At 70.1% G+C, this 22,929-nt stretch carries 21 protein-coding genes; 7 read left to right on the top strand and 14 right to left on the bottom strand.

Annotation, left to right across the window (positions count from 1 at the left end; genetic code table 11):
* The first annotated feature begins 152 nt into the window (after positions 1-152).
* From WD341_RS10540 to WD341_RS10520, 5 genes are all read left to right on the top strand, one after another.
* Positions 153-965, top strand: coding sequence for a hypothetical protein (locus WD341_RS10540; RefSeq protein ID WP_368425410.1), 813 nt, complete (start codon positions 153-155; stop codon positions 963-965).
* Entirely contained in the window at positions 901-2,220 is a 1,320-nt protein-coding gene (locus tag WD341_RS10535; RefSeq protein ID WP_368425409.1) for a putative sulfate/molybdate transporter, read from the top strand. The genes WD341_RS10540 and WD341_RS10535 overlap by 65 nt, the downstream gene beginning before the upstream one ends.
* A 99-nt stretch (positions 2,221-2,319) precedes the next feature.
* The gene (locus tag WD341_RS10530; protein WP_368425408.1) at positions 2,320-3,363 is read left to right on the top strand and encodes a serine hydrolase domain-containing protein; all 1,044 of its coding nucleotides are present in this window, start codon (positions 2,320-2,322) and stop codon (positions 3,361-3,363) included.
* Between the two features lie 96 nt (positions 3,364-3,459).
* The gene (locus tag WD341_RS10525; protein ID WP_368425407.1) at positions 3,460-4,653 is read left to right on the top strand and encodes a hypothetical protein; all 1,194 of its coding nucleotides are present in this window, start codon (positions 3,460-3,462) and stop codon (positions 4,651-4,653) included.
* A gap of 31 nt (positions 4,654-4,684) precedes the next feature.
* Positions 4,685-5,665: a hypothetical protein gene (locus tag WD341_RS10520; RefSeq protein ID WP_368425406.1), complete on the top strand. Its 981-nt coding sequence runs from the start codon at positions 4,685-4,687 to the stop codon at positions 5,663-5,665.
* Positions 5,666-5,687: 22 nt separating this feature from the next.
* On the opposite strand, the gene WD341_RS10515 is transcribed toward WD341_RS10520, so the two are convergent.
* From WD341_RS10515 to WD341_RS10460, 12 genes are all read right to left on the bottom strand, one after another.
* Positions 5,688-7,586 (bottom strand): AsmA family protein, encoded by a 1,899-nt coding sequence (locus WD341_RS10515; protein WP_368425405.1) that lies wholly within the window; start codon positions 7,584-7,586, stop codon positions 5,688-5,690.
* Between the two features lie 97 nt (positions 7,587-7,683).
* A complete protein-coding gene (locus tag WD341_RS10510; RefSeq protein WP_368425404.1) occupies positions 7,684-8,304 on the bottom strand; it encodes a flavin reductase family protein in 621 nt (206 codons plus the stop codon).
* A 16-nt stretch (positions 8,305-8,320) separates the two neighbouring features.
* Positions 8,321-9,214, bottom strand: coding sequence for a TauD/TfdA dioxygenase family protein (locus WD341_RS10505; RefSeq protein WP_368425403.1), 894 nt, complete (start codon positions 9,212-9,214; stop codon positions 8,321-8,323).
* A 1-nt stretch (position 9,215) separates the two neighbouring features.
* On the bottom strand, positions 9,216-10,346 hold the full coding sequence (locus WD341_RS10500; RefSeq protein ID WP_368425402.1) for an Ldh family oxidoreductase: 1,131 nt from the start codon (positions 10,344-10,346) through the stop codon (positions 9,216-9,218).
* Positions 10,343-11,212 carry a fumarylacetoacetate hydrolase family protein gene (locus WD341_RS10495; protein WP_368425401.1) on the bottom strand — a complete coding sequence of 290 codons (870 nt, stop codon included), beginning with the start codon at positions 11,210-11,212 and terminating at the stop codon, positions 10,343-10,345. Before WD341_RS10495 ends, WD341_RS10500 begins: the two co-directional genes overlap by 4 nt.
* A 47-nt stretch (positions 11,213-11,259) precedes the next feature.
* Complete coding sequence (locus WD341_RS10490) at positions 11,260-12,561, bottom strand: TRAP transporter large permease (RefSeq protein WP_368425400.1); 1,302 nt, start codon at positions 12,559-12,561, stop codon at positions 11,260-11,262.
* Between the two features lie 13 nt (positions 12,562-12,574).
* A complete protein-coding gene (locus WD341_RS10485; protein WP_368425399.1) occupies positions 12,575-13,135 on the bottom strand; it encodes a TRAP transporter small permease in 561 nt (186 codons plus the stop codon).
* Positions 13,136-13,170: 35 nt separating this feature from the next.
* Positions 13,171-14,205, bottom strand: coding sequence for a TRAP transporter substrate-binding protein DctP (gene dctP, locus WD341_RS10480; protein WP_368425398.1), 1,035 nt, complete (start codon positions 14,203-14,205; stop codon positions 13,171-13,173).
* Positions 14,206-14,305: 100 nt separating this feature from the next.
* Entirely contained in the window at positions 14,306-14,902 is a 597-nt protein-coding gene (locus tag WD341_RS10475) for a glutathione S-transferase N-terminal domain-containing protein (protein ID WP_368425397.1), read from the bottom strand.
* Positions 14,903-15,020: 118 nt separating this feature from the next.
* The gene (locus WD341_RS10470; protein WP_368425396.1) at positions 15,021-15,983 is read right to left on the bottom strand and encodes a LysR family transcriptional regulator; all 963 of its coding nucleotides are present in this window, start codon (positions 15,981-15,983) and stop codon (positions 15,021-15,023) included.
* 227 nt (positions 15,984-16,210) lie between these two features.
* Positions 16,211-19,012 carry a cation-transporting P-type ATPase gene (locus WD341_RS10465; protein ID WP_368425395.1) on the bottom strand — a complete coding sequence of 934 codons (2,802 nt, stop codon included), beginning with the start codon at positions 19,010-19,012 and terminating at the stop codon, positions 16,211-16,213.
* A 27-nt stretch (positions 19,013-19,039) separates the two neighbouring features.
* Complete coding sequence (locus WD341_RS10460; protein WP_368425394.1) at positions 19,040-19,174, bottom strand: hypothetical protein; 135 nt, start codon at positions 19,172-19,174, stop codon at positions 19,040-19,042.
* Positions 19,175-19,460: 286 nt separating this feature from the next.
* Here WD341_RS10460 and WD341_RS10455 point away from each other — a divergent pair, with 286 nt between their 5' ends.
* Positions 19,461-20,429, top strand: coding sequence for a universal stress protein (locus WD341_RS10455; RefSeq protein ID WP_368425393.1), 969 nt, complete (start codon positions 19,461-19,463; stop codon positions 20,427-20,429).
* A 145-nt stretch (positions 20,430-20,574) separates the two neighbouring features.
* On the opposite strand, the gene WD341_RS10450 is transcribed toward WD341_RS10455, so the two are convergent.
* Both WD341_RS10450 and WD341_RS10445 read right to left on the bottom strand, forming a co-directional pair.
* Positions 20,575-20,874 carry a hypothetical protein gene (locus tag WD341_RS10450; protein ID WP_368425392.1) on the bottom strand — a complete coding sequence of 100 codons (300 nt, stop codon included), beginning with the start codon at positions 20,872-20,874 and terminating at the stop codon, positions 20,575-20,577.
* Between the two features lie 128 nt (positions 20,875-21,002).
* Entirely contained in the window at positions 21,003-22,079 is a 1,077-nt protein-coding gene (locus WD341_RS10445; RefSeq protein WP_368425391.1) for an ATP-dependent DNA ligase, read from the bottom strand.
* Positions 22,080-22,429: 350 nt separating this feature from the next.
* Between WD341_RS10445 and WD341_RS10440 the strand changes: the two genes are divergently transcribed.
* Complete coding sequence (locus WD341_RS10440; RefSeq protein ID WP_368425390.1) at positions 22,430-22,879, top strand: hypothetical protein; 450 nt, start codon at positions 22,430-22,432, stop codon at positions 22,877-22,879.
* Positions 22,880-22,929 lie beyond the last annotated feature (50 nt).

Raw genomic sequence — 22,929 nt, 5'->3', positions numbered from 1 at the left:
GTCTTCCGCTGCGGCGTCTTCGCCAAGCCGATCTCCCCCGAATCCCCCGGTGAGCGGGCGCCGTGGCCCGGAACCCTTTGGCAGTCAATCATTTCGGAATCGGCGGCGCAGTCAAGCCGCGGCGGTTGTGCCGACTGACAGGAGCCGCGACCATGGCGAAAAGTCCGGCAAGGGGGCCCGCCTGGATGCACACGCTGTTCGGCCTGTTCGACCGGCCGCCGCTCTATCAGTTCGTCGCCATCGCCATCTGGACGGGGCTCGCGTGGGGCGCCGGCCGTCTTCTGCTCGGCCATCTCAATCGGCGCTTTCGCTTGGACGGCGGGGTCCTGCCGGTAGCGCCCTTCTTCGTGTCGGTGACGACCCTCTTCGCCTTGTTCCTCGGCTTCCTGGCCGCCGATATCTGGGCGGAGAAGCGCCGCGCCTCCGACGCCGCCTACGCGGAGCGCGCGGCCCTGGAACGCTTCGTCACCCTGTCCGGGCCCGAGGTGCTGGATGCCGCCGACGCGCTGGCGGCGGCCGAGCGCTACCGACGGCGCGTGATCGAGCAGGAGTGGGGTGCGGCGCGCAACGGGGCTGCCGACCCCGAGACGGAGGCGGCGCTGCGCGCCATGTGGTCGGCCGCGGCGCGGCTCACCGGCGACGCTTCGGCCGTGCCGGCCTCCGGCCATCTGTTCGTGGCCCTCGAGGGCCTCTCCGGGGCGCGCTCCGACCGCCTCTCGATCGGTGCGGCCCACGGCGGCAGCACCGCCTGGTACAGCGTGCTGGCGCTATGGGTCTTCAGCTTCGCCGCCCTGGCCGTCGTCCACCTCGACCGCCCTGCCGCCGGGCGGCTCGCGATGACCGTCTTCGCACTGGCGACGAGCGTGGCCTTCTTCTTCCTTATCTTGCACGACAGCCCCTATGGCGGCGGCGTGCGGATCGACCCTTCGCTGCTGGCCGAGCTTCCGGTGCCTCCGACGGACTAGACCGAGGTTCCTCGTCGCTTCGTTCCGTCATAACCTGACCCGAGCGACGCCCAGACGCTGCGGCGGGTGGCGACTGCGGGAGGAGGCGGCGATCCGAGCGGAACGACAGGAAGGGCCTCGGGGCGCGTCCGCGGTCGCCGGCTGGCGCGGCCGGCTGGGGGACCTCGGCGGCGCGTTCGGGGACCTCGGGACGCTGCTGCCCTTCGCCGCCGGCGCCATCGCCCTGGGGCTCTGCCACCCCTTCGGGCTGCTGGTCGCGACCGGGCTCGGCTACCTGCTGGTCGCGGCTGTCTATCGCCTGCCGGTCTCGGTGCAGCCGATGAAGGCGATCGGAGCGATCGCCCTGACCAGCGCCACCGACCCCGAGACCTTGGCCGCCTCGGGGCTGATCGTCGGGACGGTCGTCGCCGCCGTCGGGCTGTTCCGTGCGGTCGAGCGGGCGGCGCGGCTGGTGCCACGCTCGCTGATCCACGGTCTGCAGGGCGGCCTCGCCCTGGCGCTGGGGCTGGCGGCGCTGCGGATGATCGCGGCCGAGCCCTGGGTCGGCTTCGCCTGCGCCCTCGTCGCCGGCGCGGCGCTGCTGCGCGCGGCACCCTTGGCGCCGCTGCTGGTGCTGCTGGCCGGTGCCGCCTTCGCCTGGCCCGGCGGCGTTGCCGCCCCGGCCGCCTTCGATCCCGGCTTGGCTCTGCCGCTGCTGCCCGAGCCGGCGCACCTGCTGGCCGCCCTGCCGGAGCTGGTGCTGGCGCAGCTGCCGCTGACCGTCACCAACGCCATCCTGCTGACCGCCATCCTGGCCGGGCAGTATTTCCCGGATCGGGGACGGCGGGTGACGATCCGCCGTCTCTCGGCGACCACCGGGCTCATGAACCTGGTCGCCGCGCCGCTCGGCGGCCTGCCACTCTGCCACGGCGCCGGCGGGCTCGCCGCGCACGTGCGCTTCGGCGCGCGCGGCTGGCTGGCGCCGGCCGCGATCGGCCTTCTGCTGCTGGCCGCCGGTCTGTTCGCCGCCGAGGCCGCCGGACGGGCGCTGCTGGCGCTGCCGATGGCGGCGGTCGGGGTGCTGCTGCTGGCCGCCGCGCTCGAGCTGCTGCCGGTCGCCGCCTTCCGCCAGGCCAGACCCTCCTGCCGGCCGGTGATCCTCGTGACCGCCCTGGTCACCGTCGCCTTCGATCCGCTGCTCGGCCTTGCCGCCGGCACCGCCGCCGAGACCCTGCGCTGGGCGTTCCTGCGGCGGCGCGAGCGCCCGCGCGGCTGAGGCGTCCCCCCCATGCCCATCCCGGCGTTGCGCCGGCGCCCGCCTCGCAGGTTCGGCTGCGCCCTTGAAGTGCCGCGGGCGGCCCCCAGTTTCCGCGTCATGTCCGCTCCTGCACTCGGTCCCGGCCGCCGCACGGTTCTCGCCGGCCTCGCCGCCGGCGCCGCCGGGCTCATGCTCAGGCCGGGCGGTGCCGCGGGCGCGGGCTTCGATCGCGCGGGGCTCGACCGAGCTGTCGAGCGCGCACGCCGGCTCGAGCAGCTGCACAGCCTGATCGTCGCGCGCGACGGCGAGATCGCCTTCGCCGAGGCCTTCCGCGGGCCCGGCCTCGATGCCCTGGCCAACGTCAAGTCGGTTGCCAAGACGGTGGTCGCGGCCCTTACGGGCATCGCCATCGACCGCGGCGTCCTCGCCGGCACCGACCAGCCGGTCGCGCCGCTGCTCGCCGACAGCCTGCCGGCCGACCCGGACCCGCGGCTGCAGGCCCTGACGGTCGATCACCTGCTGACCATGCGCGCCGGGCTGGAGCGTACCTCCGGGCCGAACTACGGTGGCTGGATCGCCAGCCGGGACTGGGTGCGCGACGCCCTCGACCGGCCCTTCGTCGACCGGCCCGGCGGGCGCATGCTCTATTCGACCGGCAGCTACCACCTGCTCTCGGCCGTGCTGAGCGAGGCGTCGGGCGAGAGCCTGCTGGCGTTGGCGCGGAGCTGGCTGGGCGAGCCGCTCGGCATCGAGATCCCGCCCTGGACCCGCGATCCCCAGGGCCGCTACCTGGGCGGCAACAACATGGCGCTGAGCCCGCGCGCGCTGTTCCGCTTCGGCGAGCTCTACCGCCGTGGCGGACTCTGGGAGGGCGAGCGGGTGATCAGCCGCTCCTGGATCGAGCAGTCCTGGCGGCCGCGCACGCACTCGCCCTTCTCGGGCGACGACTACGGCTACGGCTGGTTCGTCTCCGAGGCGCGTGGCCATCCGCTGTTCTACGCCCGCGGCTACGGCGGCCAGCTGCTCTACCTGGTGCCGGCGCTCGGCCTCACCGTCGTCGTCACCTCGGACGCGACGCGCCCGGCCAGGAGTGAGGGCTACTTCGGCGCGCTCAAGGCGCTGCTCGCCGAGGCGATCGTGCCGGCCGCCGAAGCCGCCTGATCTCTCCCGCTACCCCACTTTTCGAGGTGCGCCCGGCCGACAATTGTTGTCCACTGGATTTCCTTCGGGGGGCGCAAGCGGGGGGAAAGCGGTTCCGTGCGGTCTGTTCTCGTGGCTCTGGGCGTCGCCGTCGCGCTGGCGGCCTGTCTCGCTCACTCGACGGCGCAGGCCCAGACGGCCCAGGCCCAGACGGCCGGGGCCGACCTCAAGGCCGGCATGGCGAGCGACGCGCTGCGCCTGCTGCAGCAGCACGATGCCGCGGCAGCGGAGGCCGCGCCCTCGCCGAAGCTGAGCTTCCTGGCGCCGACCCCGGCGCAGACGGTCGGCGAGGCGGAGCTGGAGCGCTTCCTGAGCGCCGGCGCAGCGAGCCTGCGCGGCCTTCACGTGCGCGACGACCCGGCGCAGCCGCCAGGGCGCGACCCCTACTTCGAGGGCGACTTCAAGCGCACCCGCCACGCCTACCTCGAGCGCGACCTTGTCACCTATGACTCGGGCGTCTATGCGATTCCCGGCGAGGCCGCCTACGTCGGCACCTTCAGCTACTTCGGCCAGCCGACCGAGGAGTGGGAAACCCACCCGAATGGCTCCTTCGTCGTCGTCGGCAAGCGCCTGGGCTGGGACGGCAGGAGCGACACGGGGATCTACATCGCCGAGCAGGCGATAGCCGGCTTCGGCCTCCGCTTCGTCAGGGCGACGCCCGAGTACCTGGACCAGTTCGAGCGGCGCCACCTCGCCGCCGTCGAAGCCTATCGGCGGGAGGTGGCCGAGGAGGCCTCCGGCGGCCTCGATCTCGGCGCCGTCCTCGCGCTCGGTTTCGGCGCCGCGCTGATCGGCAGCTCCGACCTGCCGGGCATGGACAAGCTGCGGCTCGGCCAGGCCTTCGTCAGCGACGTCATGGGCGAGGGCGACGGCCAGGCGCTGCTCGGCATCGCGAGGTCGGGGCTCCCCGGAGGCGGCGGCCTTTTCACGGGCGGGCAGTCGTTCCGGACGCCCGGCCTCGACGGCCTCCTGGCCGGCGCGGTCACCGGCCAAGCGCCGGTCGCCCAGGCCACCGCGGCCGGGGGCGCGGCGCAAGCCGCCCAGACGGCCGCGACGACCGAGACCTTCAGCTTCACCTGTCCGGCCGGCGACCGCCACTCGATCCCGGTCACCTACCGGAATCCGGCCTGCGGCGCGGCGATGAAGACCTTCGCCGAGGTCTACGGCTGCAACCTGATCGGCGACTTCGCCTTGGCCGGGCAGCGCTGCCAGCAGGCCTGCGGCCACCCGCAGTGCGCCGAGGTCCGGTAACGTCTTGAGCACCATCGGGGGATCCACGGGAATGGTCGGAAGCTGTTCGTACCGCGGCAAGATCGCCGCCCTGGCCGGCGCGCTGCTTGGCGCCGGCCTTCTTGCCGGCTGCGACGCCGCCACGACCTCCGCGGCGCAGTCCCTGTCTGCGAGCGAGCACCGGGCCGAGGCGGCGCGCATCGGCGCGCAGGGCAGCCCGCAGTTCGCCGACCCGAAGCTCCAGGCGATCGTCCGCGACTTCGAGGCGGAGTACGCCAGGTACGGCCGCGACGCCGAAAAGCTGGCGGCCGACGCCGGGGCGCTCTGCCCGCTGGCGCCCGAGGAGGCCTTCAAGCTGCTGAAGCAGGTCGGCTACGCGGAGATGCAGGCGGAGTACGCGAAGTGGGGCGTCACCAGCCTTACCGACCTCGACGCGATCGAGGTTCGCGTCGTCTCGGGCGACTGCGACGCCCAGGGCGTCGAGGGGCCGGCCGAGATCGTCGGCCGGTCTCGCGGTATCCTGCGCACCGGCAGCGGCGAGCTGGAGCGGGTCACCGTGACCGACAGCGTCGAGCGGATCCGCGGCAGCTGGGCCGGCGGCGAGCGCCGCGGGCCGTTCCGCACGATCGCCGTCAGCCGCAGCGCCTCCTTCGAGCCGGGGGCGGCGGGCGGGCTCGCGGCCGAGGCCACCGACTGGGCCTACCTCGCGGAGATGCGCGACGCGCCGACCGCGATGTGGCTGTACATGAGCCACGGGCCGGCCTTCGCCGCCGATCCGGTCGTCACCTTCACGCGCAATCCCGAAGCCGCGCTGTTCGGGACGACCGTCGTGGAGCGGCGCGCCGACGGCACCGGCTACAGCCGGATGTACCAGGGCAGCGAGCTGCGCATGGAAGGCCCGACCAGGAACGGCAAGATGCACGGCTGGCAGGTGCGCCACCCGCACAGCTGGCAGGGCCACGCGGTCGCCGGCGGCCGCGACTGCTGGCAGGACGGCGAGCTGGTGAAGACGACGACCTGCCCCGGCGAGTAGCAGCCGGGAGTCCGCGCCCGGCTCAGCTTCTCGGCCGCACCGACCGCGCGAGCTGCTCGTAGGCGGCCTGGCAGTCGATGTTCTCCTGGTCGCCGAGCTCGAAGAAGGGCAGGGGGTCGAGGTCGGCGATGGCGAACTCGGGGTCCGCGATGGCGCCCGAGATCCGGACCGGCGCCGCCATGTCGATCAGGCTGAAGTCCTTGGATTCGGCCTCGATCTGCAGATCCAGCGTTTGCTCGCCGAGGTCGAGCCAGCCGGCGGCGACCAGCAGCGAGTCGGAGGTGTCGACGAAGGCCTGGCGGATCTGCAGCCGCCCGCCGTCGGCCTCGAAGCCGGCGCCGCCGCAGTGCACGGCGATGGCGACGTCGTCGCCGACGACAAGCGCCAGCGCCTCGACCACGTCCAGGCCCGCTGCCTCGACCAGCAGCCCGCTGACCGTGCCCTCTCGGAAGGTGACGATGCCCTGGCCCCGGGCCGTGGCCGCGATCTCGGCCAGGCTGTGCCCGACGCCGAGCAGGTAGATGTCGCCCCCGAACAGTCCGCCCATTTCGTCCACGAACTGGCTGTCCTTGAACCAGGGCTGCAGCGAGACGTCCTGGAGCGCGATGTCCAGGTCGGCCGAGGGCGGCTCGTCGCGGGCGTTGACCGCGATCTCGCCGGAGGCCGTGCCGCCGCCTTCCAGGCCGAGCACCAGCGGCTGGACCTGGAGCCGGGCGTCCTGGAGCAGGAAGTGCGCCTTCAGGCTGCTGACCGGGATGGTAGCGTCGCGGACCTCGGCGGCCTCCAGCTCGATGTCGATGTCGGCGTCGCGGAAGCGCTCGACCGGGATCGGCTCGTCGGGAAAGAGGCCCTGCTGCTCGGCCTCGGCGGCCTGCTCCTGCGTCGCCCCTTCCTCGGGGTCGGGTGCCGCGCCGATCAGCGGCGCCAGGTCGTCGAAATCGAGCGACTGCGAGAAGATGCGGCCGCTCAGCACCGGCCGCTCCCCGGCGGTGTCGTAGGTCAGGGTGCCGGCGATGTCGCTGTCGCCCACCTGGCCGGTGAAGTCGGTCAGGCTGACCGCCTCCCCCTGGCGCGCGAACTTGCCCTCGATGGCGAAGGGCGGCGTTGCCGGCAGGGCCGCCGGGATCACCGGATAGAGGTCGGCGAAGTTGGGGCCGGAGATCGCCAGCCGCACGTCGACGCCCTCGAAGGCCGCCGGCTCGGCGATCGTGCCCTGGGCGGCGATCTCGACCTCGTCGTAGGCCAGCGTGAAGTCGATCGGGTAGGGCGCCTCGCCCTCGACCAGCTCGGCGAAGGGACCGCCGGCGAACTTCAGGCTCAGGGCCTGCTCGTCCAGCGCCCCGGCGATCGCCAGCACGACGCCGTCGGTGCGGTTGGCGGCGCCGTCGACGCTGTCCAGACGGCCGGTCCGGGTGACGTCGGCCTCCTCGTCGCGGTAGGCGACCTCGATGTTGGAGACGGTGAGCTCGCCGATCTCGGGAAATTCGCCCCGGCTTTCCGGGGCGGCGGTCTCGGCCGCGCCCTCGAGCGGCGACCAGTTGGTCTCGCCTTCGGCGCTCCGCACCAGGCGCACCTTGCCGTCGCGCGCCTCGACGCGGGGCAGCTCCAGCGGCCCCCAGATCAGCGTCTTGGGCCGCAGCGCCACGGTCAGCTCTGAAAGCTCGGCGAGCGGCTCTTCGCCGGCCCAGTCGTGGTTGGCGACCGAGACCCCGCCGAAGCGCAGGGTGGTCAGCTCCCAGCCCGGATCGGCGTCGAAGCGCTCAAGCGAGACCGGGCGGCCGATGGCGAGGGTGGCCAGGTCCTCGACGAGCGGCCGCAGGTGGGCGGCGCCGCCGAGCGCGAAGAAGGCGAAGCTGCCCACGACGACCAGGAGGATCAGGCCGCCCAGCAGGCCGCCGATCCACAGCAATGTCCTGCGCATGACCCCTTCGTCCCGGCAGCTGCAAGTACTGGGGAAAACAACGCGGCTGGCCGAAAGGTTGCAGCGCCCGCGCCGGGCTCGAGGTCTTGCGCGGGGGCTACTTGGCCGCGGTGGCCTCTTCCTCTGGGCGCAGCAGGGCGAAGACCTCGGTGACCGCCGCGAAGTCGCGGTAGCCGCAGCGCGCCAGGGGCTGGGCCGCGGCGGTGTCGAAATAGCCGTCCTTCAGGTAGCGCTCGTCGATATGCACGCCGACGACCTGGCCGAACACCACGAAGCGGTCGGTCTGGCGGCCGTCCAGGTCCTTCAGGTGCAGCACCTCGAGCAGCCGGCACTCCAGCGCCGCCGGGCTCTCGGCGACCCGGGGCGCGCGCACCAGGCGGCTCGGCGCGGCGGTCAGGCCGGCCAGCTCGAACTCGTTGACCCCGCGCGCGACCATCGCCGAGGAGGCGTTCATCTGGCGCGCCAGCGGCAGGGTCGAGAGGTTGAAGACGAACTCGCCGGTCGCCTCGGCATTGGCCGGCGAGTCCTTCATGCCCTCGCTGGAGAAGGCGACGATCGGCGGGCTCGAGGAGAGGGCGTTGAAGAAGCTGTAGGGCCCCAGGTTGGGCCGGCCCTCGGCGTCGATCGTTGAGATCCAGCCGATCGGGCGCGGCGCGACGATCGCCTTGAAGGGATCGTAGGCCAGCCGGTGGCCGTCCTTGGGCTCGTAGAAATGCATGGGCTCGAAGTCCTCGTCAGGCGGCGCCGGCGAGCGGGTGCTCGAAGATCCAGTCGGCCATGACCTGGCAGCGCTGCATGTAGCGGTGCTGGTCCGGCCGGTAGTCGGCGATGGCGTTGTGCAGGCAGCCGATGTTGTCCCACATCAGCACGTCGCCCTCGGTCCAGCGGTGCGTGTAGACGTACCGGTTCTGGAGCTGGTGGCGGAACAGGAAGTCCAGGATCTCGTCGCTCTCGGCCTCGGGCAGGCCGTCGATGCGCACGGTGTAGCCGGGGTTGGCGTAGAGCACCTGGCGGCCGGTGATCGGGTGGCGCAGGAAGACCGGGTGGTGCACCGGCGGCTTGCGGCGGCGCTGCGCCTCGCTCAGGGGCGGCCGGGTGCTGCCCTTCTCGCGGCGCATCATCTCCCAGAACTTGTTGAAGTCGTGCTCGGCCGTGGCGCCGGCGAGGCGCTGCTTGAGCGCCTCGGGCAGGTCCTCGTAGGCCGCCTGCATGTTGGCGAACTGGGTGTTGCCGAGCGGCTCGCCCTGCTCGTCGCGCGGTATCCTGAGGGCGTGCAGCACGTTGGCCAGCGAGATCGTCTCGCTGTAGGACATGTCGGTGTGCCAGTCCTGCCCGGCGTCGGCGATGCCCAGCGGCTTGCCGTCCTCGACCATGTTCGAGAGGATCATCACTTCCGGATGCTCCTCGACCTGGAAGCTGCCGGCGACGTTGACCTCCAGGCTGCCGAAACGGCCGGCGAAGGCCTTGTGGGCGGCCGGGTCGAGCGACTGGCCGGGAAAGCGCAGCACGCCGTGCGTGCCGAGCGCGCGCAGCACCTGCTCGAAGTCCGCCTCGGACAGCGGCTTTGACAGGTCGAGTCCCTCTATCGTGGCGCCCAGGACCTGCCCGGTCGGTACGATATCGATCACCTCAGTGGCTCCCTCGGTTCGAGGCGGCGGCTGCCGCCTCCAGGTGGAAGGGCACGCCGAGCCCCTCGGCGATGCCCTCGAGCTGCCCGAGCAGCGCCGCCGACAGCGGCACGCCCTCGCGCCGGCGCTGCTCCAGCATGGCCTTCTCGATGTCGCCCGGCATCAGCACCGGCCGCTCGGGCGCGACCGGGGTGCTGCCGCGCAGGCGCCCGGCGACGCCCTCGACGTCGGCGGCGAAGGCTTCGAAGCCGCGGAAGACGGCCGGGTCGATGGCCAGGAAGCAGTGGCCGATGTTGTCCTCGCTGCCGGCCGCCTGCCGCGCCGCGCCGTGGAAGGCGCCGCCGGCCAGGCTGCCGCCGAGGAAGTGCCCCAGCAGGCCCAGGCCGTAGCCCTTGTGGACGCCGAGCGCCGGCGTCGCGCCCAGGGAGGTCAGGCCGCCGGGCGCGCCCTCGTAGATGATCCGGTAGGCGGCGTGGGGGTCGGTCACCGGCCGGCCCTCGCCGTCGACGACCCAGCCCTCGGGCAGCGGCTTGTCCTGCAGGTGGTGGACCCGGATCTTGTTGCCGGCCGCGGTCGAGGTCGCCATGTCGAAGACGATCGGCTCGCCCGCGGCGGTCGGGATGCCGTAGGCCAGCGGGTTGGTGCCCAGCACCGGCTCGGCGCCGCCCGGCGGCACCACGCAGACGACCTTGGTCGAGGTCGCGACCAGCGCGATGACGCCTTCGCGGGCGGCGAGGCGAGCGTAGTAGCCGGCCGCGCCGAAATGGTGCGAGCGGCGCACCGTGACCGCCGCGATCCCCTGCGCCTTGGCCTTCTCGACCGCCAGGCGCGTCGCGAAGACGGCGGCCGGAAAGCCCAGGCCGTTGCCGGCGTCGACGGTCGCGTATCCGGGGCCGTCGATCTCGATTTTCGGTTTTACAGCAAAGTCGTACTGGCCGCTCTTCATCCAGTTGGAGAAGAGCGCCAGCAGCGAGATGCCGTGGGAATCGATGCCGCGCAGGTCGCAGTCGATCAGCGCGTCGACCGTGGCCTCCAGGGCCTCGCCCTCCAGGCCCCAGCCGCCCAGGATGGCGGCGGCCTGGCGGCGCAGCAGCGCCTCGGGGAAGCACGGTGTCGTGTCGGCGGTACTCACGTCCGGCCTCCGCGCTCGATCACCGGGTTCTCCAGCACGCCGATCTCGGGGATTTCGACGGCGACGCGGTCGCCGACCTGGAGGTAGACCGGCGGCTTGCGGAAGGCGCCGACGCCTTCGGGCGTGCCGGTGGCGATGACGTCGCCCGGCTCCAGGGTCATATAGCGGCTGACGTAGGACAGGATCGCCGGCACCGGGAAGATCATGTCGTCGGTGTTGCCGTCCTGCATGAGCTCGCCGTTGACCCGGCAGCGCACCTGCAGGTGCCCCGGGTCGGGCAGCTCGTCGGCAGTGACCAGCCAGGGCCCCATCGGACAGAAGCCGTCCATCGACTTGGCGAAGCTGGTCTGCGGCGGCTTGACGTCGAACTGGAATTCGCGCGCCGAGACGTCGTTGAGCAGCGTGTAGCCGGCGACGTGGGCGAGAGCGTCCTCCTCCGGCACGTCGCGCATGCGCCGGCCGACGACCACCGCCAGCTCGGCCTCCCAGTCGAGCTTGGTGACCGCGGCGGGCTTCTCGATCGGCGCGCCCGGGCCGATCACCGAGGAGGGCACCTTGGTGAAGAGGCGCGGCTTCTCCTGGGCCTCCAGGCCGCCCTCGGCGGCGTGGGCGCCGTAGTTGCGGCCGACGCCGATGACCTTGCCCGGCCGCGGCAGGGGCGCCAGCAGCCTGACCTGGTCGAGCGGCAGGCCGTCGACCAGCTCCGGCGCCTCGGCCGCCGTGCGCAGGCGGTCGAGGCCGCCGGCGAGCAGGGCGATCATGTCCGCGACGGGTTCGTCGAGCAGCTCCGCCAGGTCGACCACGCGCTCGTTGCGCAGCAGGCCGACGCGCGCGACGCCGGCGCTCTCGAAGGTGACCAGCCTCATGGCCGGGGCTCGCGGGCGGGTGGGGGCAAGGGCAAGGCGTCGTCTCCTCAGCGCATCAGGTTCGGCAGGAACAGGGTGATCGAGGGAAAGGCGACCAGGATGACCAGCAGCACGATCTCCGTCACCACGAAGGGCAGCACCCCGGCGAAGCCCTGGCGGGTCGGCACGCCGGTCGAGGCCGAGGCGATGAAGATGTTGAGACCGACGGGCGGCGTGATCAGGCCGATCTCCGCGGTCTTGACGATCAGCACGCCGAACCAGATGCCGTCGAAGCCCAGGCCGGTGGCGATCGCGTGGGTGATCGGCACGGTCAGCACGATGATCGCGAACTGGTCCATGAACATGCCGAGCAGCACGTAGAAGACCAGGATCAGCGCCAGCACCAGGTGCGGCGACAGCTCGCTGCGGGCGATCCAGTCCAGGATCTCGCCGGTGACCTGGGTGAAGGCCATGAAGTAGCCGAACAGCACCGCGCCGAAGATGATCGAGATGATCATCGTGCTGGCGCGCAGCGTGTGCCCGATCGCCTCGGCGAAGCCGCGGCCGTTCAGCCGGCGCATGGCGAGCGTGATGACGAGGGCGCCGAGCGCGCCCAGCGCCCCGACCTCGCTCGGTGTCGCCACACCACTGTAGAGCGCGCCCAGGACCACCACGATCAGCAGCAGCACCGGCCAGACCCGGCCGCGCTCCTCGGCGGCCGGCTTGCCGTCGACCAGCTCGACCGGCCGGTCCTGGCGGCGGGGCGCCAGCTCCGGGCGCGCCCAGACGCAGAGGGTGATGGTGAGGATGTAGCCGGCGGCGGTCAGCAGGCCCGGCAGGATGCCGGCGATGAACAGCTTGCCGATCGATTCCTCGGAGATGATGCCGTAGACGACGAAGGCGATCGAGGGCGGGATCATGATCGCCAGGGTGCCGGCGACCGAGATCGTGCCGACCGCGAAGCCGGGCTGGTAGCCGAGCGCCTTCATGGTCGGGAAGGTCGAGCGCGCGATGGCGGCGACCGCGGCGGTGCTGCTGCCGGAGGCGGCGGCCAGCACGGCGCCGGCCATCACGGCGGTGATCGCGAGGCCCCCGCGCACCCGCCGCAGCAGGCGCCCGCAGGCCAGCATCAGGTCGCGGGCGACGCCGCCGGCGCTGAGCACCTCGCTCATCAGCACGAACATCGGGATGGTCAGCAGCACGAAGTTCGCCGTCGTGTGGTGGACGACGCCCTCCATCAGGCCCGGCAGCACCGGCGCCGGCGCGATCACCAGCAGGCAGAGCGTGCCGGCGATGCCGAGCGCGAAGGCGATCGGGAAGCCGAGCGCGATCAGCCCCAGCAGCAGGGCGACGCCGAGCAGAATCGTCATAGGGGCAGGATGTTCATAGGGGTTCCGCCGGCTCGATCTCGCCCTCGTGGTCGCTGCCGATCGGGCGCAGCACCGGCGCGACGGCGTCGAGCAGCACGCGCAGGGACAGCAGGCCGCAGCCGATCGGGACCCAGACCCAGGACCAGTCGACCGGCCAGTCGATCACGCCCATGGTGACGTGGCCCTCGACGAAGGCCTCGTGGAAGCGCCGCCAGCCGAACCAGGCGAGCGCCGCCAGGTAGGCCGAGGCCGACAGCAGGGCGATGCGGATCACGACGTTGTTGAAGGCCCTGGGACAGGCGTCGAGCAGCAGGCGGACCTGGATCGTGCCGCCCTTGCGATAGCCCCAGGGCAGCGCCAGCATCGCCATGGCGACCAGCAGGTAGCTCTCGGTCAGGGTCAGCTGGAAGGTCAGGGGGGCGGAGAAGGCGTGGCGCAGGATGGCGTCGGCCGAGACCAGCAGCATCATCGCCACCAGGACGACGCCGGCGACGATCGCCCCGCAGGTCTCGACCACGGCGAGCCGCCGGTCGATCCAGGCATGCCAGCCCGCGTAGGCCCCCGCGTAGACCATCGCCGCCGCCCCGTTCCGCCGCCGCCCTCCCGGTCTCAGCCGGCGACCGCCGCGCGGAAGTCGGCCAGCACCTGCCCGGCCGGCAGGCCGCGGTCGTCGAGCCGCTTGACCCAGTCGTCGTGGACCACGGCGAGGCGCGCGTTGATCGCCTCCAGCTGGTCGGGCGCGAAGGCGTACATGTCCTTGCCGCCCGCCTCGAACTCCTCGATCAGCCCGTCGATCTCCGCGTCCATGAAGCTCGAGGCCGATGCCTGGGTGTCCTCGCCGGCCTGGACCATGGCGTCCTGGATCTCCTTGGGCAGGCGGTCCCAGGTCGCGGTGTTGGCGGCGAAGATGTTGACGAAGGTGCCGAAGGAGCCGTTGGTGCTGGCCGAGGTCATGATCTCGTCGACCTTGTAGGGCTTCAGGCTCGACAGCGCCGAGATGGTGCCGCCGGCGGTGCCGCGCTCCAGCGCCACGTACATGTCGCTGACCGGGATCTCGGCCGGGGCGGCGCCCAGGGAGTCGATCACCAGGTTCATGCTGCCGCCGGCCGAGCGCAGCACCTTGCCCTGGAAGTCCTCGAGCGTCTTGATGGCCGCGCCGGTCGAGACGATCTGGTAGGGCGGAAAGGCCATGACCCACAGCGGCTTGGCCTGGGCGGCCGCGAACTCCTCGGCCAGCGGGCCGCCTTCCAGCCCCTTGCCGTGGGCGGTGACGATGGCCTTCGAGGTCGCGCCCAGGCCGGGCAGCATCGAGACGCCGTTGAGCGGCAGCTTGTCGGAGACGTAGCCGACCGGGATCGGCACGAAGTCGGCGACGCCGTTTTGCAGCGCCGACAGCAGCTCGCGCAGCTGGGCGATCTGGCCGGTCGGGAAGTAGTTGAACTTCACCGCGTCGCCGGTCAGGTCGGTGACCCGGTCCATCCAGTTCTGCACGCCCTGCGTCGAGATGACGTGGGTCAGCGGGCTGCCGTGGGCGACCGTGACCTCGACCTGCTGGGCGCGCAGCGGGCGCGCCCCGAAACCGAGCGCGAGCGCGCCCGCGCTCATGCCCATGCCGGCGATGACCTTGCGGCGTCCGATCTTCATGCTGCTGTCCTCCCTGGGGTTTCGCGCGCCCTTTGCCGGGCGCGCATTCTGAAAAGCGTTGACTTCTATCGGCCTCCGCCCTCCGTCGGCCCGGCCCTGCTCAACCCGGGACCGTGGCCGCCATCGAGGGCCGTTCGGAGAAGCTCCGGTACCAGGCGGCGAGCCGCCCGCGGCCCTGCAGCCAGTCGATCTGCGGGTGGCGGAAGCCGAGCCAGGCGACGGCGCAGCCGACGGTGATCGAGGCGAGGTCCACGCCGTCGCCGAACTGCTCGGCGCAGGCGTCGAGGCGGTCGAGGCCGCGCGTGGCGATGCCGACCTGCTTGTCGACCCAGGCGGCCGAGCGCTCCGCTTCCGGGCGCAGGCCCTCCTGGCGCGCCAGGACGCCGGCGTCGAGCACGCCGTCGGCGAGCGCCGTCAGGGTCAGGACGCGCCAGCGGTCGTCGCCCTGGCCCGAGAGCCGGCCGCCGCCGTAAGTCTCGTCGAGCCAGGCGCAGATCACCGGCGAATCGAACAGCACCAAGCCGTCGTCGCGCTCGAAGGCCGGGATCTTGGCCAGGGGGTTGGCTTCCCAGAAGCCGCTCGCGGCGTCGCGCGGATTGGTTTCGACGTACTCGACCTGCCGGTCGAGGCCGAGCTCCAACAACACCACCGAGACCTTGCGCACGAAGGGCGAGGTCGGATTCCAAAAAAGCCGCATCGATCCTCCCGAGGGGTCCCGCGGACTCTCGCGGCCCGTCGGTTCAATCAAGCAAGTCTGAGGCAGGAATTGATAAGGGACAAACTCAAAAGGGTGATGGATTGATCCGCATAATGGATCAACGCCCGGCCGAGAGCGGCCGCAGCCCGTCGCGCTCCAGCTCGCCGGCCTCGACGGTCAGGCGCGACAGCAGGGACAGGAAGGCTCGCGCCGCCGGCGAGGGCTCCTCGTGGCGGCGCGAGATCACGCCGACCTCCCGGAACAGGTCGAGGTCGGCGAAGGGCAGGGCGACCAGGTCGAGGGCGGCCAGCACGCGCCGGTCGACCGCCGGCATGACGGTGATGCCGAGGCCGGCCGCGACCATGGAGGCGACCGTCTGGTACTGCATGGTCTCGCACTTCACCGTCAGCGCGAAGCCGGCCGCCCGCGCCGCCGCCTCGATCAGGCTGCGCGCCGTCGTGCCGGTCGCCGGGCAGACCATCGGCTGGCCCTCGAGCTCGCCGAACGTCAGGCGCCGCCGGCGCGCCAGGGCGTGGCCGCGCGGCACGATCAGCAGGAAGGGCTGCTCCAGCACCGGCCGGAAGGCCAGGCGCTCGGGCACCTGGCTGTAGGGTCCGATGCCGATCTCGACGTGGCCGGTCGCCAGCGCCTCGAACAGCTCGTCGGCGAAGTCCTCCCGGATCGAGACCGCGATGCCGGGATGCTCCCGCTCGAAGTGGACCAGGGCGCGCGCGATCAGGCCGGTCGCCAGCGTCGGCGAGGAGGAGATCGCGACCCGGCCCTGGGTCAGGGCGCCGTGGCTCTGGAAGTCGCGGATCAGCTCGTCGGTCTCGACGACCAGGCGCTTGGCCCGCGCCAGCAGCTCGCGCCCGGCCAGGGTCGGCGCCACCTGGCGCGTGGTGCGGGTGAAGAGGCGCACGCCGAGCAGCGCCTCCAGCTGGTTGACCTGGGCCGTCACCGCCGGCTGCGAGCGCCCGATCTGCTCCGCCGCCGCCCGGAAGGAACGCGTCTCCGCCACCGCCACGAAGGTCGTGAGCTGCCCGATGATCGAGCGCGAGGCGAGGTTGGGGCGCAGCACCATGCGCGGCAGTGAAGCACGGGGTTGGGTGGGGGAGAAGGGGGGGGAGGCGAGATACGGCGGGAGGGCGGATCCTGCCCCGAAGACGGTCGGTGGCGCGTTCTGAGACGGTATTGGTCTGACCGTAGGGCTGTTCCTGCGGCAGATCGGCGGCGGCGGTCTCGTCATAGATGCTTGCCCGGTGGCGCCAAGTCGGATCGACGCCGCGGTAGCTGTGCCTCTCAAGGCCGTCAGTAGCGTCTGGAGCCCATTCCGGCCTCGCCGGCGGCCCCGGAAACCGGAGGTTTCTCCGTAGGTTGCCTGGCACGGCTGCTCAGGCGGAGACGCAACCACTTCTCAATCTCGAGAATGGCGAACAGCACGATCCCTATGCCAATGATTTCCGCACCGTGAACGAAATCTACAGGGCGAGCGTCGAAGAATGCCTCCATGAATGGTGCATACGTGAAGATAAGCTGCAGTGTCGCAACTACGGTAAGCGCGATCAGGACGGGTCGCGTGCCCTGCATACCCTTCAGCGTAAAAGAAGGTGCCCGCAGGAACCGCACGCTGAACAGATAGAATATCTCCATTACGACCAGCGTGTTCACGGCATAGGTTCTGGATTCTTCGGTCGTTGAGCCGTTTGCCTGTGACCAGGCAAACATGCCGAAGATGCCGGCAAAGAACAACATTGAAACGAATACCACGCGCCAGAGCAAGAACCCGGAAAGCATGGGTTCGCGAGGCGGGCGCGGTGCGCGTTTCATAACATCGCTCTCCGCAGGCTCGAAGGCCAACGCCATGGCTAGGCCCACCGAGCTTACCATATTGACCCAGAGAATCTGTAGCGGCGTGATCGGCAGTGTGAGCCCGAGCAACATCGCCCCGATGATAGAGAAGGATTCACCACCGTTGATCGGCAAGAGAAAGATAATGGCTTTCTTCAAATTGTCGTAGACGGTACGCCCCTCGCGTACTGCAGCACCGATCGACGCGAAATTGTCATCGGCCAGGACCATCTCAGCGGCTTCCTTGGCGGCCTCGGTTCCGTTTCGGCCCATCGCGATCCCGACGTTCGCCTGCTTTAGGGCGGGTGCGTCGTTCACTCCATCCCCCGTCATTGCGACGACATAACCGCTTGCCTGAAAGGCGCGCACGAGCCGGAGCTTGTGCCCCGGGCTCGTTCGGGCAAAGACATCAATCTCGGGCGCACGCTTGGTCAGCGCCTCGTCACTCATCCTGTCGAGGTCAGCGCCAGTCAGCACATCCTGATGGTTGGCCAAGCCCAGCTGCCGCGCGATGGCGCGCGCCGTCCCGCCATGATCACCGGTGATCATCTTGACCCGGATACCGGCAGACTGACATTCGGCGACGGCGGCGATGGCTTCGTCGCGCGGTGGATCAATGAGGCCAAGAAGGCCAAGAAGCGTGAAGTCACCCTCCACGTCCGCGAAACGGAGTTCCCGCCGGCTCGTCGCCTTGATGGCAACCGCCAGAACGCGCTGCCCTTGCTCCGCCATCTTCTCGATTCTGGCGTGCCAGTAAGCCGGGTCGATCGTCTGATCGCCGTCACGGCCACGCTGGCAGGCGCACATCTCTATGACGCGTTCGGGGGCTCCCTTTAGATAAATGAAGCCATCGCCCGTATGGCTGTGGTGCAGGGTCGCCATGAAGCGGTGATCGGCGTCGAAAGGGATCAGGTCGGTGCGTGGAAACGTTTGGGATTCGAGCGCCAGATCGAGCCCCGCCTTGATGGCGGCGGTCAACAGCGCCCCTTCCATCGGGTCGCCTTCGACAATCCAATGCCCGGCCTTATCATGCAGGGCCGAATCGTTGCAGAGTGCGGCGGCGCGCGCGAGTTCCAGAAGCAACGGACGATGCTCCGGTATCGTCTCCCGACCGTCGAGACTGAAACCTCCGCGCGGCTCATAGCCGACACCACTGACTTCGAAGAGATGGGCGCCCGCTGCAACCGAGCGTACCGTCATTTCGTTGCGTGTCAGCGTCCCGGTCTTGTCCGAACAGATGATCGACACCGAGCCCAGCGTCTCGACAGCCGGCAAACGTCGCGTAATCGCATTGCGCGCCGCCATGCGCTGAACGCCGATAGCGAACGTCACCGTGAGGATGGCCGGAAGACCTTCGGGAATCGCCGCCACGGCGAGCCCGACGACGACCATGAACATTTCCGCTGGCGCGAACCCCCGCAGCATGACCCCGAACGCGAAGACCAAGCCCGCCATCACGAGGATGGCAACGGTAAGCCAGCGGGCGAATATGTTCATCTGGCGTAAGAGCGGGGTGCTGAGTTCCTGAACTTCGGTCAGCATGTCGCTGATGCGGCCGATCTCCATGGATGGCCCGGTCTCGACAACGACCCCCGTGCCCTGTCCGGCTGCCACGAGCGTGCCGGCATAGGCCATGGAAGCGCGATCTCCCAGCGGTGCAGCGGCTGGCACCGGATGAATGGATTTGTCCACGGGGACGGACTCGCCGGTTAAGGCGGCCTCCTGCACCCTCAGCCCCTTGACGCGCGTGAGGCGAATGTCCGCGGGGACCTTGTCACCGGATTCGAGAAGAACCAGATCGCCGGGCACGAGGTTCTCGGCCGGCACCGACTTCCGATGATCGTTGCGCAGGACGGTCGCGCGTGGCGACAGCATTTGCTTGATCGCCTGCAGCGCCTTCTCTGCCTTGCCTTCCTGCACGAAGCCAATCGCCGCATTGACGACTGCAACGGCCAGGATGACGATGGTGTCTGTCCAGTGGCCTAGAGCTCCAGTAAGCGCCGCTGCCCCCAGTAAGACGTAAATCAGCAGATTGTTGAACTGTGCCAGGAAACGGATCAGCGGTCCGCGCGCCTTCGGCGGCGGCAATCGGTTCGGGCCGAATTGGGCAAGCCGCTCGAAGGCTTCCTCATCGCTCAGGCCGCCCGTCACGGCGCGACGTGCCGCTACGGCCTCTTCAGCTGGAATCGCGTGCCAGGGCGGCTGGAGGTTTGGACGAGGCGTTGCTGCATTCTGCGTGCTTCTCGGCTGAACAATCTTCAATAATGCCTCCGATTTTCAAAGCATCTGTCAGGGCAGCCGACAGCAGAAAGAGGCGTGCACGTCCGCTTCCAAAGTGGTCACGTTGTCAGGATCCTTGATCTCTTCGGCTGCAGGCGGGGCTGCGTGGACATCGACGAACGCCTCCAGATCCTTGAAGACCACCCGCAACTCTCGGCTAAGCCTGACTTCCCGCAGTTACCCCTCCTGACTCCAGAAGCGGACGGTCGCCCCGCTGACCGTTAGATGCGCCGCGACCTCGTGGCTGGTCATGGCTGGCCCGCTAAGAGGCATAGTCAGAGATCCGGGATGGCGCGTCCCGTCGCCGTAGATTTCAGATAAATTTATCTGAACATCTCTGAGCGTCCTTGATATAGATCAATTTTGGGCCGAGCTATGTGTAATATTGTTAAGTATCGTGAACTGGGTCGGTCGGCTCGCAGAAGACAGAATGAAGCGTTTTAAGAACATTCTGTATGTGGCCGACCCGTCTGGATTAGTCCTGCAAGCGTTTCATCATGCCGTCGGCCTCGCAGAGAGAAACAACGCCCGGTTGACGGTCGTCATGGTGCTGGAACACCTGCCATCTTACCTGATGCGACCGGCGCCCGATAAGCTAAGGCAAGTGCAGCGCAATGAACTTCAGGCCGCGCTGGACCGGTTGTGCGCATGGGTTTCGCACCGTGTGAAGGTCGAGGCTAGAATCCTAGAAGGCAAACCCTTTCTGGCGGTGATACGCGAGGTCATACGCAACGAATGTGATCTCGTTGTGAAGTCGGTGGATGACGACGACAGCACGAAGGCTTTGCTGTTCGGCTCGACCGACATGCATCTGCTTCGGAAGTGCCCCTGTCCGGTCTGGCTCATCAAGTCGACCGATCCTTCTTCGATCCGGCGGGTGATGGCCTGTGTGCACTTCAATGAACTCGATCCTTCCGGTCGAGACACCGATGAGCCCCTCAATCGGATGATACTCGAATTGGCGGGTTCGCTCGCACGTCAGGAAGCCAGTGAACTCCACATCGCGCACGCTTGGGAGGCAATGGGTGAGAACGTCCTGAGAGGTTCTCGGACGGACGCCGATGAAGAAGAAGTGAATTCTTATGTTCGCGAGGTCGGCCATCGGCATCGGCTTTGGCTCGAGCGGCTGCTGCGCAAGTCCAGGCAATGGATCGGCCCTGGAGCCTACGACTCGCTGAAACGCAAGACGCATGTAGTGAAAGGGCCGCCAGACGAGGTTATTCTGAAAATTGTCCACGTGCTAAGAGTTGACCTGATCATAATGGGGACTGTGGCCCGCGCCGGTATCCCGGGAATATTCATCGGTAATACTGCGGAGACCATCTTGAGCAAGATCGATTGCTCGGTTCTCGCCGTAAAGCCCAGAGATTTCGTTACTCCGGTCACATGCGAGAGCTAACCACAGCCACCTCGCTGCGCTGCACTTGGCAAAGGCTCGAATTCACGGGAGAGCCCGCGCACTGAACACCTTGTGTCGCCGCGCCGCCGTCGAGCGCGCAACCGTCGCGGAGGAGGCAGGGTCGCTCCCGATTCATTCCCGCCCCTCACACCACCAGCATCGCCACCGCCCACAGCAGCACCGTCACCCGCGCCCCCGAAGCCTCGCGCGCCGGCACGCCGTCCTGTCCGGCGCTGCGCCAGACGCCGACGACGGCGACCGCGACGTAGGCCAGGGGCAGCAGGAAGAGGGCCAGGGCCAGCGGGGCCGGGGCGCCGGCCGCGACCGCCGCCAGGGCCGCGAGGAGGCCCGCGAGGTTGATCAGGGTCCCGTAGAGCAGGGCCCAGCGCCACAGCGCGCGGGCCAGGGGCAGGCGGCCGTTGAGAAGGTCGGCGAGCGGCTTCATGAGCCCATCCTGGGCCGGATCGCGCGTCGCCGCCAGGGGGCGGCGGGGAGGGTCGGGGCGGGCGCCGGCTCGTCCCAGGCCAGGGGCGTCGCGACCGGCGCAGCGGTACGAGCAGGGGGCGGCTGCCGTCAGCGCCCCCACAGCCGCTCGAGCTCTTCCGGGCGGGCCGCGCGCTCCAGCTGCTCGAAGGTGCACTGCCGCGGCGCCTTGTCGAGGCGCCAGCGCAGCAGCCGGGTGCCGTGGCGGAAGCGGTCGCCGGTGACCTGGTCGTAGCGGACCTCGACGACCAGCTCGGGCCGCAGCGGCTGCCATTCGGCGTCGCGGGCGCTGGCCCAGCGGCTCGGGCCGCCGGGCGCCTTGCCGGTGAAGCCGGGCGGCTCGACCAGCGCCTCCAGGCGGCGGGTCAGCGCCGGCTTGTCCTTTGCCGCGAGGCCCGAGGTGAAGCCGACGTGGTGCAGCCGGCCCTCGCCGTCGTGGAGGCCGAGCAGCAGCGAGCCGACCAGGCCCTTGCCCCCGCCCTTGGCGTCGCCCTTGTCCTTGCCCTCGGCGGCGTAGCGGAAGCCGCCGACGACGCAGTCGGCGGTGCGCAGGCACTTGACCTTGAGCATGGCCCGCTCGCCGGGCCGGTAGGGCGCCTCGAGGCGCTTGGCGACGACGCCGTCGAGCGCGCCGCCGGCCTCCTGAAGCCAGGCCCGGGCCTCGCTCAGCTCGCGGGTCGCGGGCGAGAGGCGCAGCCGGGGCCCCTCGCCGGCGGGGCCCTCGTCGCCGGGGCCCTCGTCGCCGGGGGCGGGCAGGGCGCGGTAGAGGCGCTCCAGGGCGGCGCGGCGCGCGCTCAGCGGCTCGGCGAGCAGGCTGCCACCCTCGGGATCGAGCAGGCAGTCGAAGAGCAGGAGGCTGGCCGGCGTCTCGGCGGCGAGGCGGCGCACCCGGCTCTCGGCCGGGTGCAGGCGCTGCTGCAGGGCGTCGAAGGACAGCTTGCCTTCGAGCGGCACGACCAGCTCGCCGTCGAGCAGGAAGCGCTCCAGGGGCAGGCCCCGGAGCAGCGCCACGACCTCGGGAAAGTAGCGCGCCAGCGGCTTGCCCGACTTGGCGGTCAGGGTGACCGCCACGCCGGCACGCCAGGCCAGGCAGCGGAAGCCGTCCCACTTCGGCTCGTACTGCCAGCCCGGACCTTCGGGCAGGGCGGCGACGGACTTCGCTTCCATCGGCTCGAGTCCGGCCGCCTCGGATCCGGCCTCGAGCTTCGCCCGAGACCCCGCTTGCGAGGCGTCCGCAGGCCGGCGCCTCTCCTTCGTCCGCTCGCTGCCGGCCATGGGACTCCTCGGCGCATCCACCCTCGCGCCGAACGCCGTCCGGGAGGCCCCTGTTCCCTCCGCACCGCGCGTCAGGCCCCTGCTTCGCGATGCCCGGCGGAGGGCGGACTTCGCAGCCGCCGGAGCCCTTTCTTGCCCCCGCAGGGACATAATAATGCCGGCTTCGGGTGGACCTGGGATTCATATTCGCGTAGATTCAGACCATTGAATCATAGAATAAAAATCGACAGGAGGCTTATACGATGGGTGATAAGAACGAGATGCGCCAGAAGTTCGAGAAGTTCAGGCCCTCGAAGACGTTGTGGTTCTGGTCCTGTGCCGGCTCGGTTGCTTTGACCGTTGTCCTCGGCTTTACGGTCGGCGGCTGGGTTACTGGCGGAACCGCGCAGCAGATGGCCCAGGCCGGGCGCGAAGACGGCCGCGCCCAGCTCGCCGCTTCGATCTGCGTCGAGCGCTTCGCCAGCAGCCCCGAGTTCGCGGTCAACCTCGCCGCGCTCAAGGAGGAGAGCTCCTGGGCACAGGACCGCTTCCTGGCCGAGGCCGGCTGGGTGACGCCGGTCGGAATGGAAGAGCCGATCGACGGCGCCGGCGAGCTCTGCGCCGAGCAGCTCGTCGAGATGGAGGCGACCGCCGCGGCTCCGGCCGAAGAGGCCGGCGTCGAGGAGACCGCCGCCGACGCGACCAAGAGCTAGAGCGTTCCCACCTTAGGCGGAAGCGTATCCTGAGTTTGCGAGGTAGGCGG

The organism is Tistlia sp., from assembly GCF_040905785.1.
GTDB lineage: Bacteria > Pseudomonadota > Alphaproteobacteria > Kiloniellales > DSM-21159 > Tistlia.
Note: the sequence above shows the minus strand (reverse complement) of the source record. Positions and strands in the feature narration are given on the sequence as shown.

Bases quoted from the DNA above. Each gene is read 5' to 3' on its own strand.
- WD341_RS10540 (WP_368425410.1), top strand. From the start codon at position 153: ATGGCGAAAAGTCCGGCAAGGGGGCCCGCCTGGATGCACACGCTGTTC.
- WD341_RS10535 (WP_368425409.1), top strand. From the start codon at position 901: ATGGCGGCGGCGTGCGGATCGACCCTTCGCTGCTGGCCGAGCTTCCGG.
- WD341_RS10530 (WP_368425408.1), top strand. From the start codon at position 2,320: ATGTCCGCTCCTGCACTCGGTCCCGGCCGCCGCACGGTTCTCGCCGGC.
- WD341_RS10520 (WP_368425406.1), top strand. From the start codon at position 4,685: ATGGTCGGAAGCTGTTCGTACCGCGGCAAGATCGCCGCCCTGGCCGGC.
- WD341_RS10515 (WP_368425405.1), bottom strand. From the start codon at position 7,586: ATGCGCAGGACATTGCTGTGGATCGGCGGCCTGCTGGGCGGCCTGATC.
- WD341_RS10510 (WP_368425404.1), bottom strand. From the start codon at position 8,304: ATGCATTTCTACGAGCCCAAGGACGGCCACCGGCTGGCCTACGATCCC.
- WD341_RS10495 (WP_368425401.1), bottom strand. From the start codon at position 11,212: ATGAGGCTGGTCACCTTCGAGAGCGCCGGCGTCGCGCGCGTCGGCCTG.
- WD341_RS10490 (WP_368425400.1), bottom strand. From the start codon at position 12,561: ATGACGATTCTGCTCGGCGTCGCCCTGCTGCTGGGGCTGATCGCGCTC.
- WD341_RS10485 (WP_368425399.1), bottom strand. From the start codon at position 13,135: ATGGTCTACGCGGGGGCCTACGCGGGCTGGCATGCCTGGATCGACCGG.
- dctP (WP_368425398.1), bottom strand. From the start codon at position 14,205: ATGAAGATCGGACGCCGCAAGGTCATCGCCGGCATGGGCATGAGCGCG.
- WD341_RS10475 (WP_368425397.1), bottom strand. From the start codon at position 14,902: ATGCGGCTTTTTTGGAATCCGACCTCGCCCTTCGTGCGCAAGGTCTCG.
- WD341_RS10470 (WP_368425396.1), bottom strand. From the start codon at position 15,983: ATGGTGCTGCGCCCCAACCTCGCCTCGCGCTCGATCATCGGGCAGCTC.
- WD341_RS10455 (WP_368425393.1), top strand. From the start codon at position 19,461: ATGAAGCGTTTTAAGAACATTCTGTATGTGGCCGACCCGTCTGGATTA.
- WD341_RS10450 (WP_368425392.1), bottom strand. From the start codon at position 20,874: ATGAAGCCGCTCGCCGACCTTCTCAACGGCCGCCTGCCCCTGGCCCGC.
- WD341_RS10445 (WP_368425391.1), bottom strand. From the start codon at position 22,079: ATGGAAGCGAAGTCCGTCGCCGCCCTGCCCGAAGGTCCGGGCTGGCAG.
- WD341_RS10440 (WP_368425390.1), top strand. From the start codon at position 22,430: ATGGGTGATAAGAACGAGATGCGCCAGAAGTTCGAGAAGTTCAGGCCC.